At 74.5% G+C, this 26,171-nt stretch carries 20 protein-coding genes; 16 read left to right on the forward strand and 4 right to left on the reverse strand.

Annotated features, from left to right (window positions below; genetic code table 11):
- The first annotated feature begins 44 nt into the window (after positions 1 to 44).
- The 9 genes from ACH5A8_RS17300 to ACH5A8_RS17340 all read left to right on the forward strand — a co-directional run bounded on the left by ACH5A8_RS17300 (position 45) and on the right by ACH5A8_RS17340 (position 11,801).
- Positions 45 to 863: a TIGR03084 family metal-binding protein gene (locus ACH5A8_RS17300; protein WP_399002731.1), complete on the forward strand. Its 819-nt coding sequence runs from the start codon at positions 45 to 47 to the stop codon at positions 861 to 863.
- A complete protein-coding gene (locus ACH5A8_RS17305) occupies positions 860 to 2,554 on the forward strand; it encodes an acyclic terpene utilization AtuA family protein (protein ID WP_399002733.1) in 1,695 nt (564 codons plus the stop codon). Before ACH5A8_RS17300 ends, ACH5A8_RS17305 begins: the two co-directional genes overlap by 4 nt.
- Positions 2,551 to 4,149 (forward strand): acyl-CoA carboxylase subunit beta, encoded by a 1,599-nt coding sequence (locus ACH5A8_RS17310; RefSeq protein ID WP_399002735.1) that lies wholly within the window; start codon positions 2,551 to 2,553, stop codon positions 4,147 to 4,149. The genes ACH5A8_RS17305 and ACH5A8_RS17310 overlap by 4 nt, the downstream gene beginning before the upstream one ends.
- Positions 4,150 to 4,285: 136 nt before the next feature.
- Complete coding sequence (locus ACH5A8_RS17315) at positions 4,286 to 6,163, forward strand: acetyl/propionyl/methylcrotonyl-CoA carboxylase subunit alpha (RefSeq protein WP_399002737.1); 1,878 nt, start codon at positions 4,286 to 4,288, stop codon at positions 6,161 to 6,163.
- A 178-nt stretch (positions 6,164 to 6,341) separates the two neighbouring features.
- Entirely contained in the window at positions 6,342 to 7,502 is a 1,161-nt protein-coding gene (locus ACH5A8_RS17320; RefSeq protein ID WP_399002739.1) for an acyl-CoA dehydrogenase family protein, read from the forward strand.
- Between the two features lie 49 nt (positions 7,503 to 7,551).
- Positions 7,552 to 9,117: a 4-coumarate--CoA ligase family protein gene (locus tag ACH5A8_RS17325; RefSeq protein WP_399002741.1), complete on the forward strand. Its 1,566-nt coding sequence runs from the start codon at positions 7,552 to 7,554 to the stop codon at positions 9,115 to 9,117.
- Positions 9,114 to 9,851, forward strand: a complete 738-nt coding sequence (locus ACH5A8_RS17330; RefSeq protein WP_399002743.1) for an enoyl-CoA hydratase family protein — start codon at positions 9,114 to 9,116, stop codon at positions 9,849 to 9,851. The genes ACH5A8_RS17325 and ACH5A8_RS17330 overlap by 4 nt, the downstream gene beginning before the upstream one ends.
- The gene (locus ACH5A8_RS17335; protein ID WP_399002745.1) at positions 9,839 to 10,441 is read left to right on the forward strand and encodes a TetR/AcrR family transcriptional regulator; all 603 of its coding nucleotides are present in this window, start codon (positions 9,839 to 9,841) and stop codon (positions 10,439 to 10,441) included. The genes ACH5A8_RS17330 and ACH5A8_RS17335 overlap by 13 nt, the downstream gene beginning before the upstream one ends.
- A 331-nt stretch (positions 10,442 to 10,772) precedes the next feature.
- A complete protein-coding gene (locus ACH5A8_RS17340) occupies positions 10,773 to 11,801 on the forward strand; it encodes an isopenicillin N synthase family dioxygenase (protein WP_399002747.1) in 1,029 nt (342 codons plus the stop codon).
- A gap of 22 nt (positions 11,802 to 11,823) precedes the next feature.
- Here ACH5A8_RS17340 and ACH5A8_RS17345 read toward each other — a convergent pair whose 3' ends face one another.
- Positions 11,824 to 12,924, reverse strand: coding sequence for a citrate synthase 2 (locus tag ACH5A8_RS17345; RefSeq protein ID WP_399002749.1), 1,101 nt, complete (start codon positions 12,922 to 12,924; stop codon positions 11,824 to 11,826).
- Positions 12,925 to 13,272: 348 nt separating this feature from the next.
- Here ACH5A8_RS17345 and pdxH point away from each other — a divergent pair, with 348 nt between their 5' ends.
- From pdxH to ACH5A8_RS17370, 5 genes are all read left to right on the forward strand, one after another.
- Positions 13,273 to 13,902: a pyridoxamine 5'-phosphate oxidase gene (gene pdxH / locus ACH5A8_RS17350; RefSeq protein ID WP_399003189.1), complete on the forward strand. Its 630-nt coding sequence runs from the start codon at positions 13,273 to 13,275 to the stop codon at positions 13,900 to 13,902.
- A 124-nt stretch (positions 13,903 to 14,026) separates the two neighbouring features.
- Entirely contained in the window at positions 14,027 to 14,782 is a 756-nt protein-coding gene (locus tag ACH5A8_RS17355; protein WP_399002751.1) for an SIS domain-containing protein, read from the forward strand.
- A 425-nt stretch (positions 14,783 to 15,207) separates the two neighbouring features.
- A complete protein-coding gene (locus ACH5A8_RS17360) occupies positions 15,208 to 16,650 on the forward strand; it encodes a PAS domain-containing protein (protein WP_399002753.1) in 1,443 nt (480 codons plus the stop codon).
- Positions 16,651 to 17,136: 486 nt separating this feature from the next.
- Entirely contained in the window at positions 17,137 to 17,829 is a 693-nt protein-coding gene (locus ACH5A8_RS17365) for a metal-dependent transcriptional regulator (RefSeq protein ID WP_399002754.1), read from the forward strand.
- Positions 17,830 to 18,347: 518 nt separating this feature from the next.
- The gene (locus ACH5A8_RS17370; protein ID WP_399002756.1) at positions 18,348 to 19,340 is read left to right on the forward strand and encodes an alpha/beta fold hydrolase; all 993 of its coding nucleotides are present in this window, start codon (positions 18,348 to 18,350) and stop codon (positions 19,338 to 19,340) included.
- Positions 19,341 to 19,353: 13 nt separating this feature from the next.
- On the opposite strand, the gene ACH5A8_RS17375 is transcribed toward ACH5A8_RS17370, so the two are convergent.
- Genes ACH5A8_RS17375 through ACH5A8_RS17385 form a run of 3 tightly spaced genes read right to left on the reverse strand, consistent with a single transcriptional unit; the run spans position 19,354 to position 22,498 of the window.
- The gene (locus ACH5A8_RS17375; protein ID WP_399002758.1) at positions 19,354 to 21,003 is read right to left on the reverse strand and encodes a transporter; all 1,650 of its coding nucleotides are present in this window, start codon (positions 21,001 to 21,003) and stop codon (positions 19,354 to 19,356) included.
- Positions 21,000 to 21,794, reverse strand: a complete 795-nt coding sequence (locus tag ACH5A8_RS17380; RefSeq protein ID WP_399003191.1) for an ABC transporter ATP-binding protein — start codon at positions 21,792 to 21,794, stop codon at positions 21,000 to 21,002. The genes ACH5A8_RS17375 and ACH5A8_RS17380 overlap by 4 nt, the downstream gene beginning before the upstream one ends.
- A 38-nt stretch (positions 21,795 to 21,832) precedes the next feature.
- Positions 21,833 to 22,498 carry a bifunctional DNA primase/polymerase gene (locus tag ACH5A8_RS17385; protein ID WP_399002760.1) on the reverse strand — a complete coding sequence of 222 codons (666 nt, stop codon included), beginning with the start codon at positions 22,496 to 22,498 and terminating at the stop codon, positions 21,833 to 21,835.
- Positions 22,499 to 22,833: 335 nt separating this feature from the next.
- On the opposite strand from ACH5A8_RS17385, the gene ACH5A8_RS17390 reads away from it, so the two are divergent.
- Positions 22,834 to 24,219 carry a transcriptional regulator gene (locus tag ACH5A8_RS17390; RefSeq protein WP_399002762.1) on the forward strand — a complete coding sequence of 462 codons (1,386 nt, stop codon included), beginning with the start codon at positions 22,834 to 22,836 and terminating at the stop codon, positions 24,217 to 24,219.
- A 156-nt stretch (positions 24,220 to 24,375) separates the two neighbouring features.
- Positions 24,376 to 26,157: a hypothetical protein gene (locus tag ACH5A8_RS17395; protein ID WP_399002764.1), complete on the forward strand. Its 1,782-nt coding sequence runs from the start codon at positions 24,376 to 24,378 to the stop codon at positions 26,155 to 26,157.
- Positions 26,158 to 26,171 lie beyond the last annotated feature (14 nt).

Here is a 26,171-nt window from a genome sequence, read left to right on the forward strand (position 1 = left end):
AAGCATGCTTGATTGTTTCTGTGGGCGCTGCCATGCTCCCGTCCATGGCCGATCCGACGCCCGTGTTCGACGATCTGCGTGACGAGAGCGAGGACCTCGACCGGCTGGTGGCCGGGGCGGGGGACGAGCGGTGGGAGCTGTCCACGCCCGCGCCCGGCTGGAGCGTGGCGCACCAGATCGCCCACCTCGCCTGGACCGATCGCTCCGCGCTCCTCGCCGTCACCGACCCCGACCTCTTCCACGCCCGGGCGCGGGAGGCGCTCGCCGCGCCCGACTCCTTCGTGGACCGGGGCGCGGAGGAGGGCGCCGCACTGCCGCCCGGCGAACTGCTCGCGCGGTGGCGGGAGGGGCGGGCCGCTCTGGACGCCGCGCTGCGGGCGGCCGCGCCCGGAGCGCGCTTCCCCTGGTACGGGCCGTCCATGTCGGCCGCCTCCGTGGCGACCGGCCGGCTGATGGAGACCTGGGCCCACGGACAGGACGTGGCGGACGCCCTCGGCGTGGCGCGCCCGCCCACCGACCGTCTCCGGCACGTGGTGCGCATCGGTGTGCGGACGCGGGACTTCGCGTTCGGGGTGCGGGGGCTGCCCGTGCCCGGCGAGGAGTTCCGGGTGGAGGTCGTCGCGCCGTCCGGGGCGCTGTGGGCGTACGGGCCCGAGGACGCCGCGCAGCGTGTCACCGGGCCGGCCCTCGACTTCTGTCTCCTGGTCACCCAGCGGGCCCATCGCACCGACCTCGCCGTGCGCGCGGAGGGGCCCGACGCCGACCGCTGGCTGGACGTCGCCCAGGCCTTCGCCGGAGCGCCCGGGGCCGGCCGCGCGCCCAGGACGGCGACCGAGGGCGCTCCCGGGGGAGGAGCCCGGTGACCGGGGTGCTGCGCATAGGCAACGCCTCCGGCTTCTACGGCGACCGCTTCGACGCCCTGCGCGAGATGCTCACCGGCGGCGAACTCGACGTCCTCACCGGCGACTACCTCGCCGAACTGACCATGCTCATCCTGGGCCGGGACCGGCTCAAGGACCCCGCCGCCGGATACGCCCGCACCTTCCTGCGCCAGCTGGAGGAGTGCCTCGGCCTCGCCCACGAGCGCGGGGTGCGGATCGTCACCAACGCGGGCGGGCTCAACCCCGCCGGACTCGCGGAACGGGTGCGCGAACTGGCCGCGCGGCTCGGCATACCCGTACGCGTCGCCCACGTCGAGGGCGACGACCGCACCGCCGCCTTCCCCGGCGCCCTCGCCGCCCACGCCTACCTCGGCGGCTTCGGCATCGCCGAGTGCCTGCGGGCCGGCGCGGACGTCGTCGTGACCGGGCGGGTCACCGACGCGGCCCTGGTCACCGGGCCCGCCGCCGCCCGCTTCGGCTGGCGGCCGGACGACCACGACCGGCTCGCCGGCGCCGTCGTCGCCGGGCACGTGCTGGAGTGCGGCGCCCAGGCCACCGGCGGCAACTACGCCTTCTTCACCGAGTACGGCCTCGACCGGCTGCACCGCCCCGGCTTCCCGCTCGCCGAGATCCACGAGGACGGCGGCTGCGTCGTCACCAAGCACCCCGGCACCGGTGGCGTCGTCGACGTCGGCACCGTCACCGCGCAACTCCTGTACGAGACGGGCGGCGCGCGCTACGCCGGGCCCGACGTCACCGCGCGGCTGGACTCCGTGCGGCTGAGCCAGGAGGGGCCCGACCGGGTCCGGATCGAGGGGGTGCGCGGGGAGGCCCCGCCGCCCACCCTGAAGGTCGGGCTCAACCGCCTCGGCGGCTTCCGCAACGAGGTCACCTTCGTCCTCACCGGACTCGACGTCGAGCACAAGGCCGAGCTGGTGCGCCGGCAGATGGGCGACGCGCTCGGGTCCGCGAAGTCACCGCCCGGCGAGGTCCGCTGGGACCTCGTGCGCACCGACCGGCCCGACGCCGACACCGAGGAGGGCGCGAGCGCGCTGCTCCGGCTGGTCGTCAGGGACCAGGACCCGAAGGCCGTGGGCCGCGCCTTCAGCGGGGCCGCCATCGAGCTGGCGCTCGCCGGATACCCCGGCTTCCACGTGCTCGCACCGCCCGGCAAGGGCGCGCCCTACGGCGTCTTCGAGGCCGCGTACGTCCCCCGGGACACCGTCGATCACCTCGCCGTCCTGCCCGACGGCCGCCGTGTCGCCGTACCGCCCGCCGAGGACACGTGTCCGCTGGAGGACGTGCCCGAGCCGCCGCTGCCCGAGCCCCTTCCGGCCGGGCCCGCCCGCCGGGTGCCCCTCGGACTGGTCGCCGGGGCCCGCAGCGGGGACAAGGGCGGCGACGCCAACATCGGCGTGTGGGCGCGGTCGGAGGAGGCCTGGCGGTGGCTGGCCCACGAGCTGACCGTCGACCGCTTCCGGGAGCTGGTCCCGGAGAGCCGGCCGCTGCCCGTCACCCGCCACGCGCTGCCGAACCTGCGCGCCCTGAACTTCGTCGTCGAGGGGATCCTCGGCGAGGGCGTCGCCGCCCAGCACCGCTTCGATCCGCAGGCCAAGGCCCTCGGGGAATGGCTGCGCTCCCGCCACGTGGACATACCGGAGGCCCTGCTGTGACGGTCCTTCCCACCGCCCTGGACACCGGCTCCGCCGACTACCGGGCGGCCCGCGAGACCATGCTCGCCAAGCTCGCCGACCTGGAGGCCGAGCACGCCAAGGCCCTCGCGGGCGGCGGCCCCAAGTACGTCGAACGGCACCGGGGGCGCGGCAAGCTCCTCGCCCGTGAGCGCATCGAGCTGCTCCTCGACCCCGACACGCCGTTCCTGGAGCTGTCGCCGCTGGCCGCCTGGGGCAGCGAGTACGCCGTCGGGGCCTCGCTGGTCACCGGCATCGGGGTGGTCGAGGGCGTCGAGTGCGTGATCACCGCCAACGACCCGACCGTGCGCGGCGGGGCCAGCAACCCGTGGAGCCTGAAGAAGGCGCTGCGCGCCAACGACATCGCGCTCGCCAACCGGCTGCCCTGCGTCAGCCTGGTCGAGTCCGGCGGCGCCGACCTGCCCTCGCAGAAGGAGATCTTCATCCCCGGGGGCGCCATCTTCCGTGACCTCACCAGGCTGTCCGCGGCCGGCATCCCTACCGTCGCCGTCGTCTTCGGCAACTCCACCGCCGGCGGCGCCTACGTCCCCGGCATGTCCGACCACGTGATCATGGTCAAGGAACGCGCCAAGGTGTTCCTCGGCGGGCCGCCGCTGGTGAAGATGGCCACCGGCGAGGAGAGCGACGACGAGTCCCTCGGCGGCGCCGAGATGCACGCGCGCGTGTCCGGCCTCGCCGACCACTTCGCCGTCGACGAGCGCGACGCGCTGCGCCAGGCGCGCCGCGTCGTCGCCCGCCTCAACCACCGCAAGGCCCATCCCGATCCCCCCTTCGCCGAACCGCCCGAATACGACGACGAGGAGCTTCTCGGCATCGTTCCCGGCGATCTGAAGGTCCCCTTCGACCCGCGCGAGGTCATCGCCCGGATCGTGGACGGCTCCGACTTCGACGAGTTCAAGCCGCTGTACGGGACGAGCCTGGTGACCGGCTGGGCGGCCCTGCACGGCTATCCCGTCGGCATCCTCGCCAACGCGCAGGGCGTCCTGTTCAGCGCCGAGTCGCAGAAGGCCGCGCAGTTCATCCAGCTCGCCGACCAGCGCGACATCCCGCTGCTGTTCCTGCACAACACCACCGGCTACATGGTCGGCCGCGAGTACGAGCAGGGCGGCATCATCAAGCACGGCGCCATGATGATCAACGCGGTCTCCAACTCGCGCGTCCCGCACCTGTCCGTCCTCATGGGCGCCTCCTACGGCGCCGGGCACTACGGCATGTGCGGCCGCGCCTACGACCCGCGCTTCCTGTTCGCCTGGCCCAGCGCCAAGTCCGCCGTCATGGGCCCCCAGCAGCTCGCCGGCGTGCTGTCGATCGTCGCCCGGCAGTCGGCCGCGGCCAAGGGGCACCCCTACGACGACGAGGCGGACGCGGCGCTGCGCGCGATGGTCGAGCAGCAGATCGAATCCGAGTCCCTGCCGATGTTCCTGTCCGGCCGGCTGTACGACGACGGCGTCATCGACCCGCGCGACACGCGCACCGTCCTCGGCCTGTGCCTGTCCGCGATCCACACCGCCCCCTACGAGGGCGCGCGCGGCGGCTTCGGCGTCTTCCGGATGTGAGGGAGCGAGACCAGTGAGGACGAACCCCATGACGCCGACGGACCCAGTGACGCCGACGGACCCAGTGACGCCGACGGACCCAGTGACGCCGACGGACCCCGTGACGCCGACGGACCCCGTGACGCCGACGGACCCCGTGATCACGACGGTCCTGGTCGCCAACCGCGGCGAGATCGCCTGCCGTGTCTTCCGCACCTGCCGGGAGCTCGGCATCGGCACGGTCGCCGTGCACTCCGACGCCGACGCGGGCGCCCTGCACGTGCGCGAGGCCGACGCCGCCGTACGCCTGCCGGGGGCCACGCCCGCCGAGACGTATCTGCGCGGCGACCTGATCGTGAAGGCGGCGCTCGCGGCCGGCGCGGACGCCGTGCACCCCGGCTACGGCTTCCTGTCCGAGAACGCCGGCTTCGCCCGGGCGGTGCTGGAGGCGGGCCTGGCGTGGATCGGGCCGTCGCCCGGCGCCATCGAGGCGATGGCCTCCAAGACCCGCGCCAAGCAGCTCATGGGCATCGAGCCCCTGAAGGAGGTCACCGAGGCCGACCTGCCGGTGCTCGTGAAGGCGGCGGCGGGCGGCGGCGGACGCGGGATGCGTGTCGTACGGCGTATCGAGGACCTGGACGCCGAACTGGCCGCCGCGCGCGCTGAGGCGGCCGGCGCCTTCGGCGACGGCGAGGTGTTCACCGAGCCCTACGTCGAGGGCGGACGCCACGTGGAGGTGCAGATCCTCGCCGACAGGCACGGCACCGTGTGGCCGCTCGGCACCCGCGACTGCTCCCTCCAGCGCCGCCACCAGAAGGTGATCGAGGAGGCCCCGGCGCCCGGACTGCCCGAACCGCTCACCGAGGAGCTGTACGAGCTGGCCGTGCGCGCCGCCCGCGCCGTCGACTACGTCGGCGCCGGCACCGTGGAGTTCCTGGTCGCCGACGGCCGGGCGCACTTCCTGGAGATGAACACCCGACTCCAGGTGGAACACCCGGTCACCGAGGCGGTGTTCGGCGTCGACCTCGTCGCCCTCCAGATCCACATCGCCGAGGGCCACGGTCTCCCGAGCGCGCCGCCCCCCGCGCGCGGGCACGCGATCGAGGCCCGCCTGTACGCCGAGGACCCCGCCCGCGACTGGGCCCCGCAGACCGGCGTCCTGCACCGTCTCGCCGTCCCCGGGGACGTCCGCCTGGACACCGGCTACGGGGACGGTGACACGATCGGCGTCCACTACGACCCGATGCTCGCCAAGGCCGTCGCCCACGCCCCCACGCGCGCCCAGGCCCTGCGCAAACTCGCCGGCGCCCTGGAGCGGGCGGCCGTCCACGGCCCGGTCACCAACCGCGAGCTGCTGGTGCGCTCCCTGCGGCACCCGGAGTTCGCCACCGCCCGCATGGACACCGGCTTCTACGACCGCCACCTCGACGGACTGACCGAGCCGGCCGCCGACCCGTACGCGCCGCTGGCCGCCGCGCTCGCCGACGCCCACGGCCGCTCCCGGTTCGGCGGCTGGCGCAACGTGCCCTCGCAGCCGCAGGTCAAGCGGTACCTGGTGGCGGGCGAGGAGCACGAGGCCCGCTACCGGCACACCCGTGACGGGCTCGCCGCCGACCTCGCCGCCGCCGCCGACGCCGACACCGGCGACGTACGCGTCGTGCACGCGGACGCGCGCCTCGTCGTCCTCGAAGTGGACGGCGTCCGCCGCCGGTTCGAGGTCGCCCGCCACGGCGACCAGGTGTACGTGGGCGGCACCGTTCTCACCGCCCTGCCCCGTTTCCCCGACCCGGCCGCCCAGCGCGCCCCCGGCTCCCTGCTGGCCCCCATGCCGGGCACGGTCGTCCGCGTCGCCGAGGGCCTCACCGAGGGCTCCCCGGTCCAGGCCGGCCAGCCCTTGCTGTGGCTGGAGGCGATGAAGATGGAGCACAGGATCACAGCCCCCACCACAGGCACCTTGACGACCCTGCACGCCATGCCGGGCCGGCAGGTGGAGGTCGGCGCCTTGCTGGCCGTGGTGGCGGAAGACGCCCCGTAAGGGGCGCGGGACCCAGCCGACATGCGCTCCGCCGCGTGAGCGCGAGCAACCGAAGACATCCCGCACGCACACCGCGACGGCGGTGCAGCCCCTCGAGGGGCGCGGGACCCAGTCCGTATGCGGCTCCGCCGCGTGAGCGCGACCAGCCGCAACCGATGCCGCACCCGGGAGACCACACATGACCCCCGTCATCGAATCGGAAGAACAGAAAGACCTCCGCGCGGCGGTAGCCGCACTCGGCAAGCGCTACGGCCGCGACTACATCACCCGCACCGTCGCCGAGGGACGCCACCCCGCCGAACTCTGGGCGGAGGCGGGCAAGCTGGGCTACCTCGGCGTCAACCTGCCGGAGGCGTACGGCGGAGGAGGTGGCGGTGTCACCGAGCTCTCCATAGTCCTCGAGGAGTTGGGCGCCGCAGGGAGTCCCCTCCTCATGCTGGTGGTCTCGCCGGCCATCTGCGGCACCGTCATCGCCCGTTTCGGCACCGAGGAACAGAAGCGCGCCTGGCTGCCCGGCATCGCCGACGGCACCCGCACCATGGCCTTCGGCATCACCGAACCCGACGCCGGCTCCAACTCCCACCGCATCACCACCACCGCCCGCCGCGACGGCGACGACTGGCTGCTGACCGGCCGCAAGGTGTTCATCTCCGGCGTCGACATCGCCGACGCCGTCCTGATCGTCGGCCGCACCGAGGACGCCCGCACCGGCCGCCTCAAGCCCTGCCTGTTCATCGTCCCGCCGGACGCCGAGGGCTTCCGGCGCAACCCCATCGACATGGAACTCAACGCCGCCGAGAAGCAGTTCGAACTGGTGCTGGACGACGTCCGGCTGCCCGCCGACGCGCTCGTCGGCGACGAGGACGCCGGACTGCTGCAACTGTTCGCCGGCCTCAACCCCGAGCGCGTCATGACCGCCGCCTTCGCGATCGGCATGGGCCGCTACGCGCTCGGCCGCGCCGTCGAGTACGCCCGCGAACGCACCGTGTGGAAGGCCCCCATCGGCTCCCACCAGGCCATCGCCCACCCCCTGGCCCGCGCCCACATCGACCTCGAACTCGCCCGCCTGATGATGCGGAAGGCCGCCCACCTCTACGACGCGGGCGACGACATCGGCGCCGGCGAGGCCGCCAACATGGCCAAGTACGCCGCCGGGGAAGCCTGTGTGAACGCCGTCGACCAGGCCGTGCACACCCTCGGCGGCAACGGCCTCACCCGCGAGTACGGCCTCGCCTCCCTGATCACGGCCGCGCGCGTGGCCCGTATCGCGCCGGTGAGCCGGGAGATGATCCTCAACTACGTCTCCCACCAGAGCCTGGGCCTGCCCAAGTCGTACTGACCCGCACCGCCTGGAACCCACCCGCCGGCCGGCGGGGCGAGGAGGAACCGTGTTCCGCAGCGCGTACGCAGACGTCCCGGCCGTAGAACTGCCCATCCACGACGCCGTCCTGGGACACGCCGCCGAGTTCGGCGACGCGCCCGCCCTCATCGACGGCACGGACGGCACCACCCTCACCTACGCACAGGTGGACCGGTTCCACCGGCGCGTCGCCGCCGCGCTCGCCGAGGCCGGCGTGCGCAAGGGCGACGTCCTCGCCCTGCACAGCCCCAACACCGTCGCCTTCCCCGTCGCCTTCTACGCGGCCACCCGCGCGGGCGCCACCGTCACCACCGTCCACCCCCTCGCCACCCCCGAGGAGATGGCCAAACAGCTCACGGACTCGGCGGCGCGCTGGATCGTCACCGTCTCGCCGCTGCTCCCGGCGGCCCGGCGGGCCGCCGAACTCGCGGGCGGCGTCGAGGAGATCCTCGTCTGCGACAGCGCGCCCGGGCACCGCTCGCTCCTCGACATGCTCGCCTGCACCGCGCCCGAACCGGCCGTCGCCGTCGACCCCGTGCGGGACGTCGCCGCCCTCCCGTACTCCTCGGGCACCACCGGCGTCCCCAAGGGCGTCATGCTCACCCACCGGCAGATCGCCACCAACCTCGCCCAGCTCGAACCCGCGATCACCACCGGCCCCGGCGAACGCATCCTCGCCGTCCTGCCGTTCTTCCACATCTACGGCCTCACCGCGCTCATGAACGCGCCCCTGCGGCAGGGCGCCGCCGTCGTCGTCCTGCCCCGCTTCGAACTGGAGACCTTCCTCGCCGCCGTCCACGACCACCGCATCACCGGCCTGTACGTCGCCCCGCCGATCGTGCTCGCCCTCGCCAGACACCCCGCCGTCGCCCGGTACGACCTGTCCTCGCTGAAGTACGTCATCAGCGCCGCGGCCCCCCTGGACGCCGAACTGGCGGCGGCCTGCTCCCGGCGGCTCGGACTGCCGGCGATCGGCCAGGCGTACGGCATGACGGAACTGTCCCCGGGCACCCACGTCGTCCCGCCCGACGCCCTGGGCGAGGCCCCCGCCGGCACGGTCGGCAGGCTCCTCGCGGGCACCGAGATGCGGATCGTCTCCCTCGACGAGCCCCGCACCGACCTCGGCGCCGGCGAGGCCGGCGAGATCCTCATCCGCGGACCCCAGGTCATGAAGGGCTACCTCGGCCGGCCCGACGCCACCGCCGCCATGATCGACGCCGACGGCTGGCTGCACACCGGGGACGTCGGCCGTACCGATCGCGACGGCTGGCTGTTCGTCGTCGACCGCGTCAAGGAACTCATCAAGTACAAGGGCTTCCAGGTGGCCCCCGCCGAACTGGAGGCACTGCTCCTCACCCACCCCGACATCGCCGACGCCGCCGTCGTCGGCGCCCGCGACGACGACGGCAACGAGATACCGCACGCCCACGTCGTGCGCCGGCCCGCCGCGCCCCTCACCGAGGAGCAGGTCATGGCCTACGCCGCCGCCCGCGTCGCCCCCTACAAACGCATCCGCAAGGTCACCTTCATCGACACCGTGCCGCGCGCCGCCTCCGGCAAGATCCTGCGGCGACAGCTCAGGGAGCCCTCATGACCAGCGCCGTCGGACGCAGCCGCACCCGGGGCGTCCAGACCCTCAGCCTCGACTCGGCGCCCACCCGCAACGCGCTGTCGGCCGCCCTGGTCGGCGAACTCGCCGACGCGCTGACCGAGTGCGCGAAGGACGGCGACGTGCGCGCCGTAGTCCTCACCCACACCGGCACCACCTTCTGCGCCGGCGCCGACCTGCGCGACCCTCCCGAACCCGCCGCGCTGGTCGCCCTGCTGCGCCAGATCGTCGCCCTGCCCCGACCCGTCGTCGCCCGCGTCACCGGACACGTCCGCGCGGGCGGCCTCGGACTCCTCGCCGCCTGCGACATCACCGCCGCCGCCACCACGGCCGACTTCGCCTTCACCGAGGCGCGCATCGGCGTCGCGCCCGCCGTGATCTCGCTGACCGTGCTGCCCCGCACCGACCCGCGCGCCCTCGCCCGCCACTACCTCACCGGCGAACGCTTCGACGCCGCCGAAGCCGTACGCGTCGGCCTGCTCACCGCCGCCGGCGACGACGTGGACGCCGTGCTCGCGCCCGTCCTGGACGGCCTGCGCAAGTCCTCGCCGCAGGGCCTGGCCGAGACGAAACGGCTGCTCACGGCTAAGGTGCTGGAGACCTTCGACCGGGACGCGGCCGACCTGACCGCGCTCTCGGCCCGGCTGTTCACCTCCGACCAGGCCAGGGAGGGGATGACGGCCTTCCTCGAACGACGGGATGCCGCATGGGTGCTGTGACCGCAGCCGACCGCCGCCCCAAGCAGGACCGCAGCCGGGCCACCCGGCAACGCCTCCTGCAGGCGGCCGTCGCCTGCCTCGCCGAACACGGCTGGGCGGGCTCCACGGTCTCCGTCGTCGCCGAGCGCGCCGGCGTCTCCCGCGGCGCCGCCCAGCACCACTTCCCCACCCGCGAGGACCTCTTCACGGCCGCCGTCGAATACGTCGCCGAAGAACGCTCCACCGCCCTGCGCGCCCTCTTCCCGCAGGGCGCGGTCGGCGACCGCCGGGCCGTCGTCACCGCCCTGACCGGCCTCTACACCGGCCCCCTCTTCCGCGCCGCCCTCCACCTGTGGGTCGCCGCCTCCGACGAGGACCAGCTGCGTCCCCGCGTCACCGAACTGGAGGCCCGCGTCGGCCGAGAGAGCCACCGCATAGCCGTGGAACTGCTGGGCGCGGACGAATCCCGCCCCGGTGTCCGCGAGACCGTCCAGGGCTTCCTGGACATGGCCCGCGGCCTGGGCCTGGCCAACCTCCTCACCGACGACACCGCACGCCGCGAACGCGTCGTCGCCCAGTGGGCCGCCCTGCTGGACGAGGCACTGGGCTGAACCGCTTCACCCGCCCGGACGGCCGGTGAAGCGGCCGAAGGGAATGTGAACGGGGCCACACCGGTCCCGGACGGACCGCAGTAACCTGTGCGTATGCATGCGATGCTCGTCCGACGCCGCCACGTGGACTACGTGCGCGTCACGAGCACGGGTTGTCGGCGCTCCGCCTGACCCCGCCCCTCAGGGACCTCCTGCCGTCCCTCCCGCCGCGGCGACACGCCGCGCGCCCCAACGGCCCACCCGGCCCACCCGGTCTCTCCCACCCCGGCCTCAGCGGTCGCACGCCCACCCACGGCGGCGGCCCGGGCCCCCGTACACCCGCGGACGCATCATGACCCACACGGCGACCAACCCGTCGTACCAGCAGCTGCCCGTCATCGACCTCGCCGCGGCCGACCGCGGTCCCGCGGAACGCGCGCGGCTCCACGACCTGCTGCACAGCGCCGCCCACGACGTGGGCTTCTTCCAGCTCGTCGGGCACGGCGTCACCCAGGCCGAGACCGACGCCCTGCTCACCGCCACCCACGCCTTCTTCCGGCTGCCCGAGGCCGACCGCCTGGCCCTGGACAACGTCAACTCCCCCCACTTCCGCGGCTACACCCGCACCGGCGACGAGCGCACCGGCGGCGCCCGCGACTGGCGCGACCAGCTCGACATAGGCGCCGAACGGCCCGCCCGGATCCCCGCCCCCGGCGAAAGCGCCTACTGGTGGCTCCAGGGCCCCAACCAGTGGCCCGCCGCCCTGCCCGAGCTGCGCACCGCCGCCCTGCACTGGATCGACCGGCTCAGCGCCGTCGCCCGCAGGCTGCTGCACGAACTGCTCACCGCCATCGGCGCCCCCGCCGACTTCTACGACCCGATCTTCGGCGGACACGCCCACCCGCAGCTCAAACTCGTCCGCTATCCCGGCAGTGCCGACGACGGCGCCGGCCAGGGCGTCGGCGCGCACAAGGACTACGGCTTCCTGACCCTGCTGCTCCAGGACCGGATCGGCGGCCTCCAGGTGCAGCGCGAGGACGGCCTCTTCCACGACGTGCCGCCGATCCCCGGCGCCTTCGTGGTCAACCTCGGCGAACTGCTGGAGGTGGCCACCGACGGCTACCTCGTGGCCACCAACCACCGCGTCGTCTCCCCGCCCGGCGCCACCGAGCGGTTCTCCGTCCCCTTCTTCTACAACCCGCGTCTGGACGCCCGGGTGGCCCCGCTGCCCTTCCCGCACGCCGCCGCGGCCCCCGGCGTCACCGACGACCCCGGCAACCCGCTCTTCGCCGAGTACGGCTTCAACGAGCTGAAGGGCAAGCTGCGCGCCCACCCCCTGGTCGCGCGGCGGCACCACGCGGAGCTGCTCAGCCCCGCGTGACGCCCCCGCGTCCTCCCGCGCGTCAGTGCGCGATGTCCTCGTAGCCCGCCACCTCGCGCGGGCTGCGCGGGCCGGGGCCGATGTAGCGGGCCGAGGGGCGGACCAGACGGCCGGTGCGCTTCTGCTCCAGGATGTGCGCCGACCAGCCCGCCGTACGGGCGCAGGTGAACATCGACGTGAACATGTGCGCCGGCACCTGGGCGAAGTCCAGCATGATCGCCGCCCAGAACTCCACGTTCGTGGCCAGCACCCGGTCGGGGCGACGGTTGTGCAGCTCCTCCAGGGCCGCCTTCTCCAGCGCCTCGGCCACCTCGAAGCGCGGCGCGCCCAGCTCCCGCGCGGTACGGCGCAGCACCCGCGCGCGCGGGTCCTCCGCCCGGTACACCCGGTGGCCGAAGCCCATCAGCCGCTCGCCGCGGTCCAGCGCCCGCTTGACGTACCCGACGGCGTCCCCGGTCCGCTCGATCTCCTCGATCATGCCGAGCACCCGGGAGGGCGCGCCGCCGTGCAGCGGGCCGGACATCGCGCCCACCGCGCCCGACAGGGCCGCGGCCACGTCGGCGCCGGTGGAGGCGATGACGCGCGCGGTGAACGTGGAGGCGTTCATGCCGTGCTCGGCGGCGGAGGACCAGTAGGCGTCCACGGCCGCCACGTGCTTGGGGTCCGGCTCGCCGCGCCAGCGGATCATGAACCGCTCGGTGATGGACTGCGCCTTGTCGATCTCGCGCTGCGGCACCATCGGCAGGCCCTGCCCGCGCGCCGACTGGGCGACGTACGACAGCGCCATGACGGCCGCCCGCGCCAGGTCGGCGCGGGCCTCCTCGGCGTCGATGTCCAGCAGCGGTTTCAGGCCCCACACCGGGGCGAGCATCGCCAGCGCCGACTGCACGTCCACCCGGATGTCACCCGAGTGCACCGGGATCGGGAACGGCTCGGCCGGCGGCAGCCCGGGGTTGAACGCGCCGTCGACGAGCAGTCCCCACACATGACCGAAGGAGACGTGACCGACCAGTTCCTCGATGTCGACGCCCCGGTAGCGGAGAGCGCCGCCCTCCTTGTCCGGTTCGGCGATCTCCGTCTCGAACGCGACGACTCCCTCGAGTCCGGGTACGAAGTCGGACATCTGGCGGCTCCTCGTGGTCTGTGCGACAGATGGTGCGGTGGGGGCGGCGACCAGCTGTCGGATGTCAGAAGTGGATCTGCGTGCGCGTCCGCCGGAGCGGATCCGCGGTCGCGTCCGCGACTCGCGGTCCGGGGCGGTCATCCCTTGTCATGCCCCGCACGGCAGGCGCTCACCCAACCAGTACGGCAGCAGCACGATAACCCCGAGTGCCACGTTTGGGGAGAGCGCGCGGCACTGAGTGCCACACAGTGACCAAGGACACCCGAAGGGCGGGGGCCGCGTATACGGCAAGATGACCGCGTGACCGACCGAGCAGCCGGAGAATCCGCGTCCCTCGACCTCGCCGCCATGCGCAAGCACTACCGGGCCGAGGGCCTGACCGAGGCCGACCTGGCCGACACGCCCGTGGCCCAGTTCGCCCACTGGTTCCAGCAGGCCGCCGCGGAGGGCCACCTGTTCGAACCCAACGCCATGATCGTCTCCACGGCCGACGCCGAGGGCCGGCCCAGCTCCCGCACGGTCCTGCTCAAGGGCTTCGACGAACAGGGCTTCGTCTTCTACACCAACTACGAGTCCCGCAAGGCCCGCGACCTCGCCGAGAACCCGAACGTCTCGCTGCTCTTCCCCTGGCACCCGATGGCCCGCCAGGTCATCGTCCAGGGCATCGCCCGCCGCACCGGCCGCGACGAGACCGCCGCGTACTTCCGCACCCGCCCGCACGGCTCGCAGCTCGGCGCCTGGGCCAGCGCCCAGTCCACGGTGATCACCACCCGCGGCACCCTCGACGCCGCCTACGCCGAGCTCGACGCCCGCTACCCGGAGGGCGAGCAGGTCCCGGTGCCCCCGCATTGGGGCGGCTTCCGCGTCGCGCCCCGGACGGTCGAGTTCTGGCAGGGCCGCGAGAACCGCCTCCACGACCGCCTGCGCTACGTCGCCGAACCGGACGGCGGCTGGCGGGTGGAGCGGCTGAGCCCCTGAGAGCACACGGGTTCCTGGCGGCGGGGCCGTATTGACAGGGCTGTGGTCCAGACCTCACCGTGATCGCGACGTGCAGACACCACCGCGAGACGTGCAGCCCCCACCCCGAAGGGACGGACCCCGCATGAGCGACCGTACGCCGGCCGGCCAGTTCTTCGACGCCGCCATCGGCCTGCTCCAGCGGGTCCGCGACGAGGAGGCCGACACCATCACGGCCGCCGGCGCCCTGCTCGCCGACACCGTCGCCGCCGGCGGCCGGCTCTTCGCCTTCGGCGCCGGGCACTCCTCCCTCGCCGCCCAGGACGTCGTCTACCGCGCGGGCGGCCTCGCCCTGATGAACCTGCTCGCCGTCCCCGGCGCGGTCGGCGTCGACGTCATGCCCGCCACCCTCGGCTCCGCCCTGGAACGCGTCGACGGACTCGCCGCCGCCGTCCTGGACAGCGCCCCCATCCGGGCCGGCGACACCCTGGTCATCGTCTCGCTGTCCGGCCGCAACGCCCTCCCCGTCGAGATGGCCATGACGGCCCGCTCCCTCGGCATCAAGGTCATCGGGGTGACGTCGGTGGCGTACGCGACGCAGACGACGTCACGGCACGCCTCGGGGACGTACCTGAAGGACCACTGCGACCTCGTCCTGGACTCCAAGATCGCCGTCAGCGACGCCGAACTCACCCTCGACACCGTCCCGGCGCCCTTCGCCCCCGCCTCCACGGTCGTCACCTCCGCACTGCTCCAGGCGGTCATGGCCACCGCGGCATCGAGCCTGGCCGACCGCGGCATCGAGCCCCCGCTGCTGCGCTCCGGCAACGTCGACGGCGGCCTCGAATGGAACAGCCGGGTCTTCGACCAGTACGCCGACCGGATCTTCTACCGGCGCTGACCCGGGCGAGGGGCCGGAAGCGGCCCGGGACCCCTCCGGCATCGGCCTGGGACCCATCCGGCATGGGCCCGGAACCCACCCGGCGTCGGCTCGGAACCCGCCCGGCGTCGGCTCGGAACCCGCCCGGCGTCGGCTCGGAACCCGCCCGGCGTCGGCTCGGAACCCGCCCGGAACCCCTCCGGCATCGGCCCGGAACCCCTCCGGCATGGGCCCGGCGCCCGGTGCCGGTCAGGGCCCGCTCATGGTCCGGTGGGCGCCCTCCGCACGCCGTGCGACCGCCACGCGACCGGACCGGAGGAACCTGGCCGGGAAGTGACTCAATCTTGCGGGAATCCGATGTGTGCTGCGTCACGTTGAAGTTGAATGATGGCCAGTGAGTGAACCGACGCGCCGACACGCGCCGACGCAGCCTGCAGGGGGTTCAGGTGAGTGCTTCCCGGCGTACTGGGACCACCGACGAGCTGGGACCGGACGAGCCCGAGCCGGACCGGGGCCGTCCGGAAGGCGACGACACGCCCGACGGCCCCGACGGCTCCGACCTGCTCGCCGCCCTCCTCGACGGCATGGACGCCGCCCTGTGCGCCTTCGACGCGAACGGCGTCGTCACCCACTGGAACCGGGAGGCCGAGCGCATCCTCGGCTGGAGCGCCGCCGAAGCCGTCGGGCGGCACGGCTTCGCCGGCTGGGCGGTGCGCAGCGCGGACGCCGAGGAGGTCGAGCGGCGGCTGACGGCCGCCATGCACGCCCCCGGCCGCCAGGTGCACGAGTTCGCGCTGCTCACCAAGGACGGCGGCCGCGTCCTCGTGCGCACCCAGTCCGCCGCCGTCCGCGGACCCGACGGCGCCCCCGCGGGGCTCTACTGCGCCTTCAGCGAGGTGCACGCGCAGATCGACCTCGAACGGTCCATCGCCCTCAGCGAGGCCCTCTTCGAGGACGCCTCCTGGGGCGTCGTCCTCGTCGACGCCGACCTGCGGCCCGCCGTCGTCAACGCCCACGCCGCCCGAGCCCTCGGCGCGGGCCGCACGGCCGTCCTCGGCCGCCCGCTCGGCGAGCTCCTCTCCCAGGGCGTCGAGGAACTCGAGTGCGCGCTCACCCACGTGCTGGCGGAGGGCGCGCCCCCCGAGCCCGCCGAGATCTGGGTCCGCGTGCGCACCCCGGAGGGGGAACGGCGGCGCTGCTGGCGCAGCGGCTTCGTCCGGCTCGCCTCACCGCTCGCCGAGGAACCCGTGCCCCTCGGCGTCGCCTGGCTGTTCGTCGACGTCACCGAGGCCCGGCAGATCGAGCAGGAGGCCTCGCTGCTGCGCTTCCGCACCAACCAGCTCCACCGGGCCGCCCGCGCCGCCGCCGAGTGCGAGGACGCGCTGGAGGCCGCCACCGTGCACCTCGACTTCGCGCTCGCCGGCTTCGCCGACCACGCCCTGATCGACCGCCTGGAGACCGACGCCGCACCCTGCGGCGACGACCGGCCCGCGACCCCGGCGCGACTGGTCCGGGTCGCCGCCACGCCCGCCGACGGCTCCGGCCCCAGCCTGCTCACCGGCCGCGCCGCCCTGCCCGTCCGCTACGGCCCCGGGCACCCGGCCCTCCAGTGCGTCGAGCGGAACGGCTCCGTACGGGCCTCCGCCGGCACCGCACCGGCCGAACAGGCGCACGAGTGGGCCGCGGCCCGGCAGTGGCCGGCGGACACCGTGCACGCCCTCTGCGCGGTACTGCGCAGCCGAGGCAGGACCCTGGGCGTCGTCACCTTCCTGCGCGGCCCCGGCCGGACCCCCTTCGAACGGTCCGACGCCGCGCACGCCGAGGACGTCGCCGTACGCATCGCCACGACCCTGGACCTCGCGGCCCTGACCCGCGGCGAACACCCCTGAGCGACCCCGGCGCCCCAGCGCCCCGCGGCAGTGCGCGGGCGCGCGGACGGCGTGCGGACGGGGCGCGGACGGTTCGAAAAAAAGCGGTTGATCCGGGCTGGGCCGCCTTCCTAGAGTGTGGAGTACACAGAAGGGAGGTGGTTCGGCAGATGTATGCAGACCGGACGCGTGAGGTGGCTGCGGGCTAGCGGCCCGTCACCACACCCAGTGCGGTGCCGGACCAGTGCGCGAAAGACGCGTGCAGCCGGCCCAATCCCAAGCAGTCACCCGACCCGCGAGCTGCCGGTACGTCCGGCCGGCTTCTCCGTCGCAAGGCGGAGGGACCCAGCTCGCGGGTCGTCTGCTGTTCGGCCCCGCTCCCGTCCGGACCCGGCGTTTCCGCGGTGCGCTCCGGTTGTCGGTGCCATGCGTCAGAATTGGGTCCAGGGCCAGCGCACGCGCCGGTGAGCCGCCGGGCTCCCGGCAGACGTAAATCGAGGGGCACGTATGTCCGGACTGATCGACACCACGGAGATGTACCTCCGCACCATCCTCGAACTCGAGGAGGAAGGCGTCGTCCCCATGCGCGCCCGGATCGCCGAGCGGCTGGACCAGAGCGGGCCGACGGTGAGCCAGACGGTCGCGCGGATGGAGCGCGACGGGCTGGTCTCCGTGGCTCAGGACCGTCACCTGGAGTTCACGGACGAGGGCCGGAGGCTGGCCACGCGGGTCATGCGCAAGCACCGGCTCGCCGAGTGTCTGCTGGTCGACGTGATCGGCCTGGAGTGGGAGCAGGTGCACGCCGAGGCGTGCCGCTGGGAGCACGTGATGAGCGAGGCGGTGGAGCGCCGGGTGCTGGAGCTGCTGCGTCACCCGACCGAGTCGCCGTACGGCAACCCGATCCCGGGCCTGGAGGAGCTGGGCGAGGCCGACGGCGCCAACCCGTTCCTGGACGAGGGCATGGTGTCGCTGGCCGACCTGGACCCCGGCGCCGACGGCAAGACGGTCGTCGTCCGGCGGATCGGCGAGCCGATCCAGACGGACGCGCAGCTGATGTACACGCTGCGCCGCGCGGGTGTGCAGCCCGGCTCGGTGGTGAGCGTGACGGAGTCGGCGGGCGGGGTGCTGGTCGGCAGCGGCGGTGAGGCGGCCGAGCTGGAGGCGGAGACCGCCTCGCACGTCTTCGTCGCCAAGCGCTGAGCGGTCCGGCCCGCCCTCCTCTTCACGCGAGCCGCGCGGATTTCCGCTTGCCGGACGGCAGCGGCGCGGCGCTTCGCGTGCGAGGCTGTGCGAGAGGCATATGACCCGAAGGGGTGGGGAGGATGTGCCGCAGACGTGTGGGGGCCCCGGCGCCGTGCGGCGCCGGGGCCTGTCCTCCCCTGTCACGACCCGGAGCCCCGAGCTCTCAGGGTCGTTCCCCTCGGACCCCTTTTCCCCGAGTGGTCCGCCTCCCGTTGAAGATCTCCCCTCGGCGGCGGCGATCATTCCTGGCGGGGCGTCACTCGAACGTGGGGTGTTGGCTACGGAAACGGCATTTTCGAATGCGCTTTCGATAGCCTGTGGGCGGCGGGCCGAACAGGGCCCGAGCCGCCCGGGCCGCAGCAATGCGCACGACGGCACAGAGACAAACGGAACGTGGTTCACAGGACCGCCCGGCCCGTCCGGAGACGGGAGCGGGGCGAGCGGTCCGCAGCGGAGCCAGGGGGGTGCCAGGACCGATGGCGCGGCGTATCGACGTGAACGGGGCGGACGGCGTACGGCTGGCCGCCTGGGAGTTCGCCGAAGCTCCCGAGGCCGGCCGGCGGGCCGTGGAGGTGGCGGCGCACGGGCGGCCGTTCGTCCCGGCCCAGGCGGAACCGGCGGAGCCCGTCGGGCTCCCCGCCCGGCCCGAGCGCCTCGGGCCGCCGGGCCGCCCGGCGGAGCGCTCCGCCGGCCCCGGGCCGTCCGCGGGCGTGCTGCTGCTCCACGGGCTGATGGGCCGGGCCTCGCACTGGGCGGACACCGCCCGCTGGCTCTCCGGCCGGTACCGGGCCGTCGCCCTCGACCAGCGGGGCCACGGCCTCAGCGAGAAGCCGCCGCGCGCGGCCCACACCCGCGAGGCCTACGTCGAGGACGCCGCCGCGGCCGTCGAGCAGCTCGGTCTCGGCCCGGTCGTGGTCGTCGGGCACGGGATGGGCGCGCTGACCGGCTGGCAGCTCGCCGCCGAGCGCCCCGACCTGGTGCGCGGGCTGGTCGTCTGCGACATGCGGGCCTCCGCCCTCGGCGCGGCCTCCCAGCGGGAGTGGGAGGACTGGTTCAGGACCTGGCCCGTGCCGTTCGCGACCCTCGCCGACGTCCGCAGGTGGTTCGGCGCGGACGACCCCTGGGTGGACCGCCCGAACCCGGCCCGCGGCGAGTTCTACGCCGAGGTCATGCACGAGTGCGCGGACGGCTGGCGCCCCCTCTTCGAGCCGGAGGAGATGCTCGCCTCCCGTGAGACATGGGTCTACGACGCGCACTGGGAGGAGCTGGCCCAGGTGCGGTGCCCGGCCCTCGTCGTCCGGGGCCTCGACGGCGAACTCGGCCGCGCGGAGGCCCAGGAGATGGTGCGCGTCCTGCCGTACGGCCAGTACGCGGAGGTCGCCGACGCCGGTCACCTCGTCCACTACGACCAGCCCGAGGCCTGGCGCGCGGTCGTCGCCCCGTTCCTGGAGACCGTCCTCGCCCCATGACGTCGCGACCGGCTCAGCCCTTGCTCACCGCCGCCAGGATCTCCGGGAGCCGGGCGGCGGTCGGCGGCGCGGCCAGGCGCAGGCCGAGGAAGGTGAGGGCGGCGCCGTAGAGGGCGCCGACCGGCAGCAGGAGCCAGCTCCAGCGGTCGCCGGTCGCGCTGACGTTCGCCCAGACGGTCAGGGCGATGACGGGGGAGCACAGCAGGGCCGCCGAGACCATGCCGCCGAAGACGGCGATCCAGGCGAGGCCGGCCTGACCGGGGGCGACGTTCTTGTAGCCCTCCTGCGGGATGGAGTACGGAAAGCGGGCCGACATCCACGCGCCGGTCGCCAGCATCGCGCCGAGCAGCCCGAAGGACAGCCCGAGCACCTCGGGCAGCCGGTCCCAGCGGCCGAGCAGCGCCGTCGTCAGCACCGTGACGACGGTGGCGTAGGGCAGGGTGACGGTCAGCAGGGCCAGCGCGCGCCCGCGCAGTTCGACGTAGGCGTCGCGCGGGGTGGAGATCGTCAGGGCGACCATCCAGAAGGCGGAGGTGTCCTGCCCGAACTGGTTGTACATCTGGATGCCGAGCATTCCGGCGGCGAAGCAGGCGAAGTAGGGCGACCCGGTGCCCTGCAGCGCGTTGAACACCGGCACGATCAGACCGATGGCCAGCGAGGTGATCCAGGCCGCCTTGGTCTTCGGGTCGCGCCAGACGTAACGGAGGCTGCGCTCCATGACGGTCGCGGTACGGCTGGGGGCGCCTCCCGGCCCCTCGGCGCCGAGGAAGGGCAGCAGCCGGGACAGCGCGCCGGTGCCGGTCCGCCCGCGCTCGGCGGTGTCGGCGGCCTGGAGGGTGGAGGCGTCGGGGGAGGTCATCAACAGGGTCAGGCTGCGCGCCCACGTCCACAGCAGGGCCGCCAGAGCGGCGGCGGTCAGGACGAGCTGGGCGGCGGCGGTGCCGTAGGAGCCGCGGCTCACCGAGTCCACCGCGCCCACGGCCGCCGCGGGCGGCACCCAGCGCAGTACGTCGGCCACCGGGTCGAGCTGGGCCAGCCCGGCCGTGCCGAGCCGCTGCATGCCGAAGTTGACCAGCTGCGCCCCGACGGCGACGACCAGGCCGCTGAGGACGGCGAGGTCGCGGCCCTTGCGACTGGTCAGCAGGCGGATGTTGGCGGCGGCCACGGCCCGGGCCAGGGCCACGCACACCAGCAGCGCGAGCAGGGCGGCGACGACCGCGACGGCGTACGCGGCGGCGCCGTGGGCGACCGTGATCACGCAGCCGGCCAGCAGCAGCACCGTGAACAGGGGGCCGATGCCGACGAGGGAGGCGGCCAGCAGCGCCCGGACGAGGGGCCGCGGGCGCAGCGGCAGCATCACCAGGCGGGTCGGGTCGAGGGTCTCGTCGCCGCTGGGGAAGAACAGCGGCATCACCGCCCAGCCCAGCGCGAGCAGCGCCCCGCCGGGCACGGCGACGGAGGCGATGTGCGGGTGGCCGTGCAGCGCGATCAGCCCGAGCAGCTGGGCCAGCGCGAACAGCAGGGCGAGGACGGCCGACGCGATGTACGCGGCGCGCCGCTTGCCGGACTGCCGCAGCCCGTTGCGCAGCAGGGACAGCTTCAGCCGTACGACGACCGGGGTGATCGATGGCGCGGGGGGCCCGGCCGGCGCGGTGGTGGTCATCGGGTGCCCCCGCCCAGCCAGTCGAGGTCGGGTCCGGCGCCGCGGCCCCGCGCGCCGACGAGTTGGAGGAAGGCCTCCTGGAGGGTGGGGGCGTCGCCGCGTACGTCGGCGAGGGGGCCGTGGGCGCGGATGCGGCCGGCGGCCATGACGGCGACCCAGTCGCACAGCGACTCGACGAGCTCCATGACGTGCGAGGAGAAGACGACGGTGGCGCCGGAGGCGGTGTACCGCTCCAGGACGCCGCGGATGGTCTGGGCGGACACGGGGTCGACGCCCTCGAACGGCTCGTCGAGGAAGAGGACTTCGGGGTTGTGCAGGAGCGCGGCGGCCAGGCCGGTCTTCTTGCGCATGCCGGTGGAGTAGTCGACGACCAGCTTGTGCTGGGCGCCGGCCAGGTCGAGGACGTCGAGCAGCTGGGCGGCCCGCCGGTCCACCTCCTCGCCAGGCAGTCCGCGCAACCGGCCGCAGTAGGCGAGCAGTTCGCGTCCGGTGAGCCGCTCGAACAGACGCAGCCCCTCGGGCAGCACGCCGATCCGCGCCTTCACGGCGACCGGGTCGCGCCACACGTCGTGACCGACGATCTCCACGGTGCCCTGATCGGGGCGGAGCAGGCCGGTCACCATGGACAGCGTGGTGGTCTTGCCGGCCCCGTTGGGTCCGACCAGCCCGATGAACTTCCCGGCCGGCAGGTCGAGATCGATGCCGGCGACGGCGATCTGCTGTCCGAACCGCTTCCAGAGACCCTGAATCCGTACGGCACTGGTACTCACCACTGCTGCTCCCTCCGTCAGGGGGAACCCTACGGCGGCAGCGGTGCGCCGCTCATCGGCTACCGGTCGCGGCCGCAGGCGTAGGCGAGGGCCGAGATCAGCTCCTCGGCGTCCGGCAGCCACCGGTTGGCGGGGGTGGGGCGGCAGGCCCACTGCACGGCGCCCCGGGTGCCGTACCGGGTGGGCGGCGCGGCGACGTAGGCGCCGTCGCCCAGGGCGACCAGGTCGAGGGAGCCGGGCGACCAGCCGAGGCCGCGCACCAGGTCGGGGAGTTTGGCGCAGGCGCCGGGCAGGACGAAGAACTGCATGCGCCGTTCCGGGGTGAGGGTGACGGGCCCGAGCGTCATCCCCATCCGCTCCATCCGGGCCAGGGCGAGGAACCCGGCCGTCTCCGGGACGCACATCGCGTCGAAGGCGCGGCCGGTGGGCAGCAGGATCGACGCGGTGGGCCGCTGCTGCCACATGCGGCGGGCGACGGTGGCGCTGCCGGTCGCCTGCGTGGCCCAGTCCTCGTGCGCCGGGTGCGCGCCGGGTGCGGCGCACGCCGGGTCGCCGCAGGAACAGCGCTGCACCCCGTCGACGTCCTCCAGCCAGGCGCCCGGGAACACGTCCCAGTGGCGCTCTTCGGCGTAGCGAACGGCCGTCTCCAGCAGCGAGTCCCCGCGCTGCTGGGGGATCTGGCCGACGGTGTGTGCGGTGTGCGTGCCCGGGATCGTCTCTTCCACGCTGAACTCAACTCCCGGGCCCACCTGGAGTTACGGCGTGTCCGCGCGCGGGGGAGGAGCACCGGCCCCATGGCCGGGGCGCATGGGTGCATCCGCGGGGGCGCGCGGGAGGATCGGCGGCTGGCGCGGGGTAGTTGAGTCGGGGGCGGCATGCACCTTTACTCCGGCAATCTTCGCATGTCCCGCATTTTCGGTATGTCCGTGGGGCATTGATCTTCACGGCCGGTCTCCTCGCCGGGACGCGTCGGGGCCGGCCGCGCAAGTCACGTCAACTTCGGTGCGTGGGCAGGGCACCGCAGCCACACGCGAGCCGCCAGGAAGCAGGGGGTTATGCCATGGCCGCAAGGCCTCTCGTAGCGCGGCAGCCGAACGAACGGCTGCAGGCGCTCATCCAGGAAGCGGGCTGCTCCAACGCAGGGCTCGCCCGCCGGGTCAACATGTGCGGCGCCGAGCACGGCCTGGATCTGCGGTACGACAAGACGTCCGTGGCGCGCTGGCTGCGCGGACAGCAGCCGCGCGGGCGGGCCCCGGCGGTCATCGCCGAGGCACTGGGCCGCAAGCTCGGCCGTACGGTCACGATCGACGAGATCGGCATGGCCAACGGCAAGAACCTCGCCTCGGGGGTGGGTCTCCAGTTCTCGCCGACGGTGCTGGGGGCCATCGAGCAGGTCTGCGAGCTGTGGCGCAGCGACGTGGGCCGGCGGGACTTCCTGTCCGGTTCCTCCGTGGCCGCCTCCGCGCTGGTCGAGCCCAGCCGCGACTGGCTGATCTCGGCGCCGGACGGGCAGGTGGCGCGGGCGGCCGGCCCGAGGGTGGGGCAGTCCGACGTGGCGGCCGTGCGGGCGATGACGCAGGCGCTGGTGGACCTGGACCACAGTTACGGCAGCGGGCACGTGCGTCCGGTGGTCGTGCACTACCTCAACAGCGTGGTCTCCGGGCTGCTGGCCGGGTCCTACCGGGAGGCGGTGGGCCGCGATCTGTTCGGCGCGGTGGCCCGGCTGACGGAACTGGCCGGATACATGGCCGTGGACACCGGCCAGCCGGGGCTCGCCCAGCGCTACTACATCCAGGCGCTGCGGCTCGCGCAGGCGGCCGGCGACCGCGGGTACGGCGGCTACGTGCTGGCGGCCTCCATGAGCCATCTCGCCGCGCAGCTCGGGAACCCGCGGGAGATCGCGCAGTTGGCGCGGGCGGCGCAGGAGGGGGCGCGGGGGCGGGTGACCCCGCGCGCGGAGTCGATGTTCCACGCGGCCGAGGCGCGCGGGCACGCCCTGATGGGCGATGTGCGGGCGGCCCAGCTGTCGGCCGGGCGCGCGGTGAGCGCGCTGGAGGCGGCCGAGTCGGACACCGGTGACGACCCGGTGTGGATCGCCCACTTCGACGAGGCCTACCTCGCCGACGAACTGGCGCACTGCTACCGGGACCTGGGACACGCGGAGGCGGCGGCGCGGCAGGCGGAACGGGCGCTCGCCGGGCATCCCGCCTCGCGGGCCCGCCGCCGGGCGATCGGCTATGTGCTGCTCGCCACGGCGCAGGTGCAGCAGCGGGAGATCGAGCAGGCGTGCAGTACCGGGACGAAGGCCGTGGAACTGCTGGAGACGCTGCGTTCCAACCGGGGCGCGGAGTACCTGGAGGACTTCCAGCAGCGGCTCGATCCGTTCCGGGACGAGGCGGTGGTACGGGAGTTCGGGGCGCGGCTGGAGGTGCAGGTGGCGGCGTGAACGTGAGCGCGTGAGCATATACAGCGCATCGGGCGCGGGTTTCGTCACTGCGGCCGTGGGGAAGGAGGCGGAGTCCTGTGCTGCGTGGCACGGGGCTCGGGGGACCCGGTAGCGTGACCCGACGATTCCGCAAGTCCCCCATTCGTAGGAGTCCCGGTGACGCAGAGTGGACAGGGCGAGGAGCCCTCGGCGCGGCCCGCGCGCGAAGGCATCGTGCTGCCCTCCGACGGTGGGCAGCCCCTGCTGCCGGGCATGACGGGCGGCCAGGGCGGCTACGGCGGTCGGGGCGGTCATGGAGGGCCGGCCGGTCACGGCGGCCCCGGTGGGCTGCCGCCCGCGCAGCCGGGAGGCCAGGGGCCGGCCGCGGCTCCGGCCGGCGGGCAGGCCTGGGGCCAGCCGTGGGGCCCCGGACAGCAGCAGGCTCCGCAGCCGCCGCAGTCCGGGCAGCCCGGGCACGGCTGGCAGGCCGCGCCCGGCCAGAGCCCCGAGCAGACCTGGGGCTCCCCGCAGCCGTACCAGCAGCCGCAGGCGCCGCAGGGCCAATGGGACACGCACGGCCGGCCCGGCGGGCACCCGGGCGCCGGCCCGCTGCCCCCGGAGGGCGCCCCGGCGCCGTCCCACGGCGCCCACGGGGGCGCCGCGCAGCCGCCGTACCAGCAGCCGCATCAGCAGCACCAGCAGCAGGTGAACGGCGCGCACGGGGCGGCCCCGCTGCCGCCGGCCGGCGGCACGCCGTACGGGGCTCCCACCGCGGACGAGGGCGCGACCCAGTACATACCGCCGGTGGCCGCCGCGCCGGCGCCGTACACGCCGCCCGCCGACGAGGGCGCGACGCAGTACATACCGCCGGTCGGCGCCGGGGCGATGCCGCCCGAGGCGCCCGTCGGCGACCCCGCGACCCACTTCCTGGGCCGCGTGCCACAGGGCGGCGCGGGCGGCGGCAACCCGGACGCCGAGGCGACCCAGTACATGGCCCCGGTGGCCGCCCAGGCGCCCGGCGGCCCGGCCGCGCCGTACGGCGCGGGTCCGGGCGCGGCGGGCCCGGGCGGGGCCGTCGCCGGGGACGCGGGCGGCCGGCAGACGCCCGCCGAGTTCGACAACCTGTTCCGCGGCACGGCCGGCGGCGAGGCCCCGGCCACCGCGCGGCTGCCCCGGGTGGAGCCGGCCCACGACGGCCGGCCCGGCCCGGGCGGCTTCCCCGGCTCCGGCGGCTTGCCCGGCCAGGGCGGCGCGCCCTTCGGCGGGCAGCCCGGCGGGCCCGCGCCGGCCGGTGACGGCGGCCGCGGCGGCAAGCGCTCCGGCTCGCGCCTGCCGCTGATCGCGGCCGTCGGCGTCGGCATCGCCGTCCTCGGCGTGGGCGCGGGCGCCCTGCTCAGCGGCGGCGGCGACGGCGACGACAAGGACAAGGCGGACGCGAACACGAACGTCTCGGCCACCGCGCCCGCCACCACCGGCACGTCGGCCTCCCCGGCGGCCCCCGACCCGGCCCGCCGGCAGGCGGTCGAGCTGGACAAGCTGCTGGCCGACAGCGGCAGCAGCCGGGCCTCCGTGATCAAGGCGGTGGCCGACGTCAAGAAGTGCGCCAACCTCGGTCAGGCCGCCACCGACCTGCGCAACGCCGCCAAGCAGCGCAACGACCTGGTGACCCGCCTGGGCGGGCTCTCCGTCGACAAGCTCCCCGACCACGCGGCGCTGACCGGCGCGCTCACCAACGCGTGGAAGGCGTCCGCGTCGGCCGACCAGCACTACGCGGCCTGGGCGGGCCAGGTCGGCGGCAAGAAGGGCTGCAAGAAGGGCCAGGCCCGCGGCACCGACGAGGCCCAGGCCGGCAACCGCGAGAGCGGTGTCGCCAGCGCCCAGAAGAACAAGGCCGCCGGGTTGTGGAACAAGATCGCCGTGAAGTACGGCCTCACCCAGCGCCAGCCGACCCAGCTCTGACCCGGTGCGGACCG

The sequence above is a fragment of the Streptomyces sp. NPDC018610 genome (assembly GCF_044391765.1).
Taxonomy (GTDB): Bacteria; Actinomycetota; Actinomycetes; order Streptomycetales; family Streptomycetaceae; genus Streptomyces.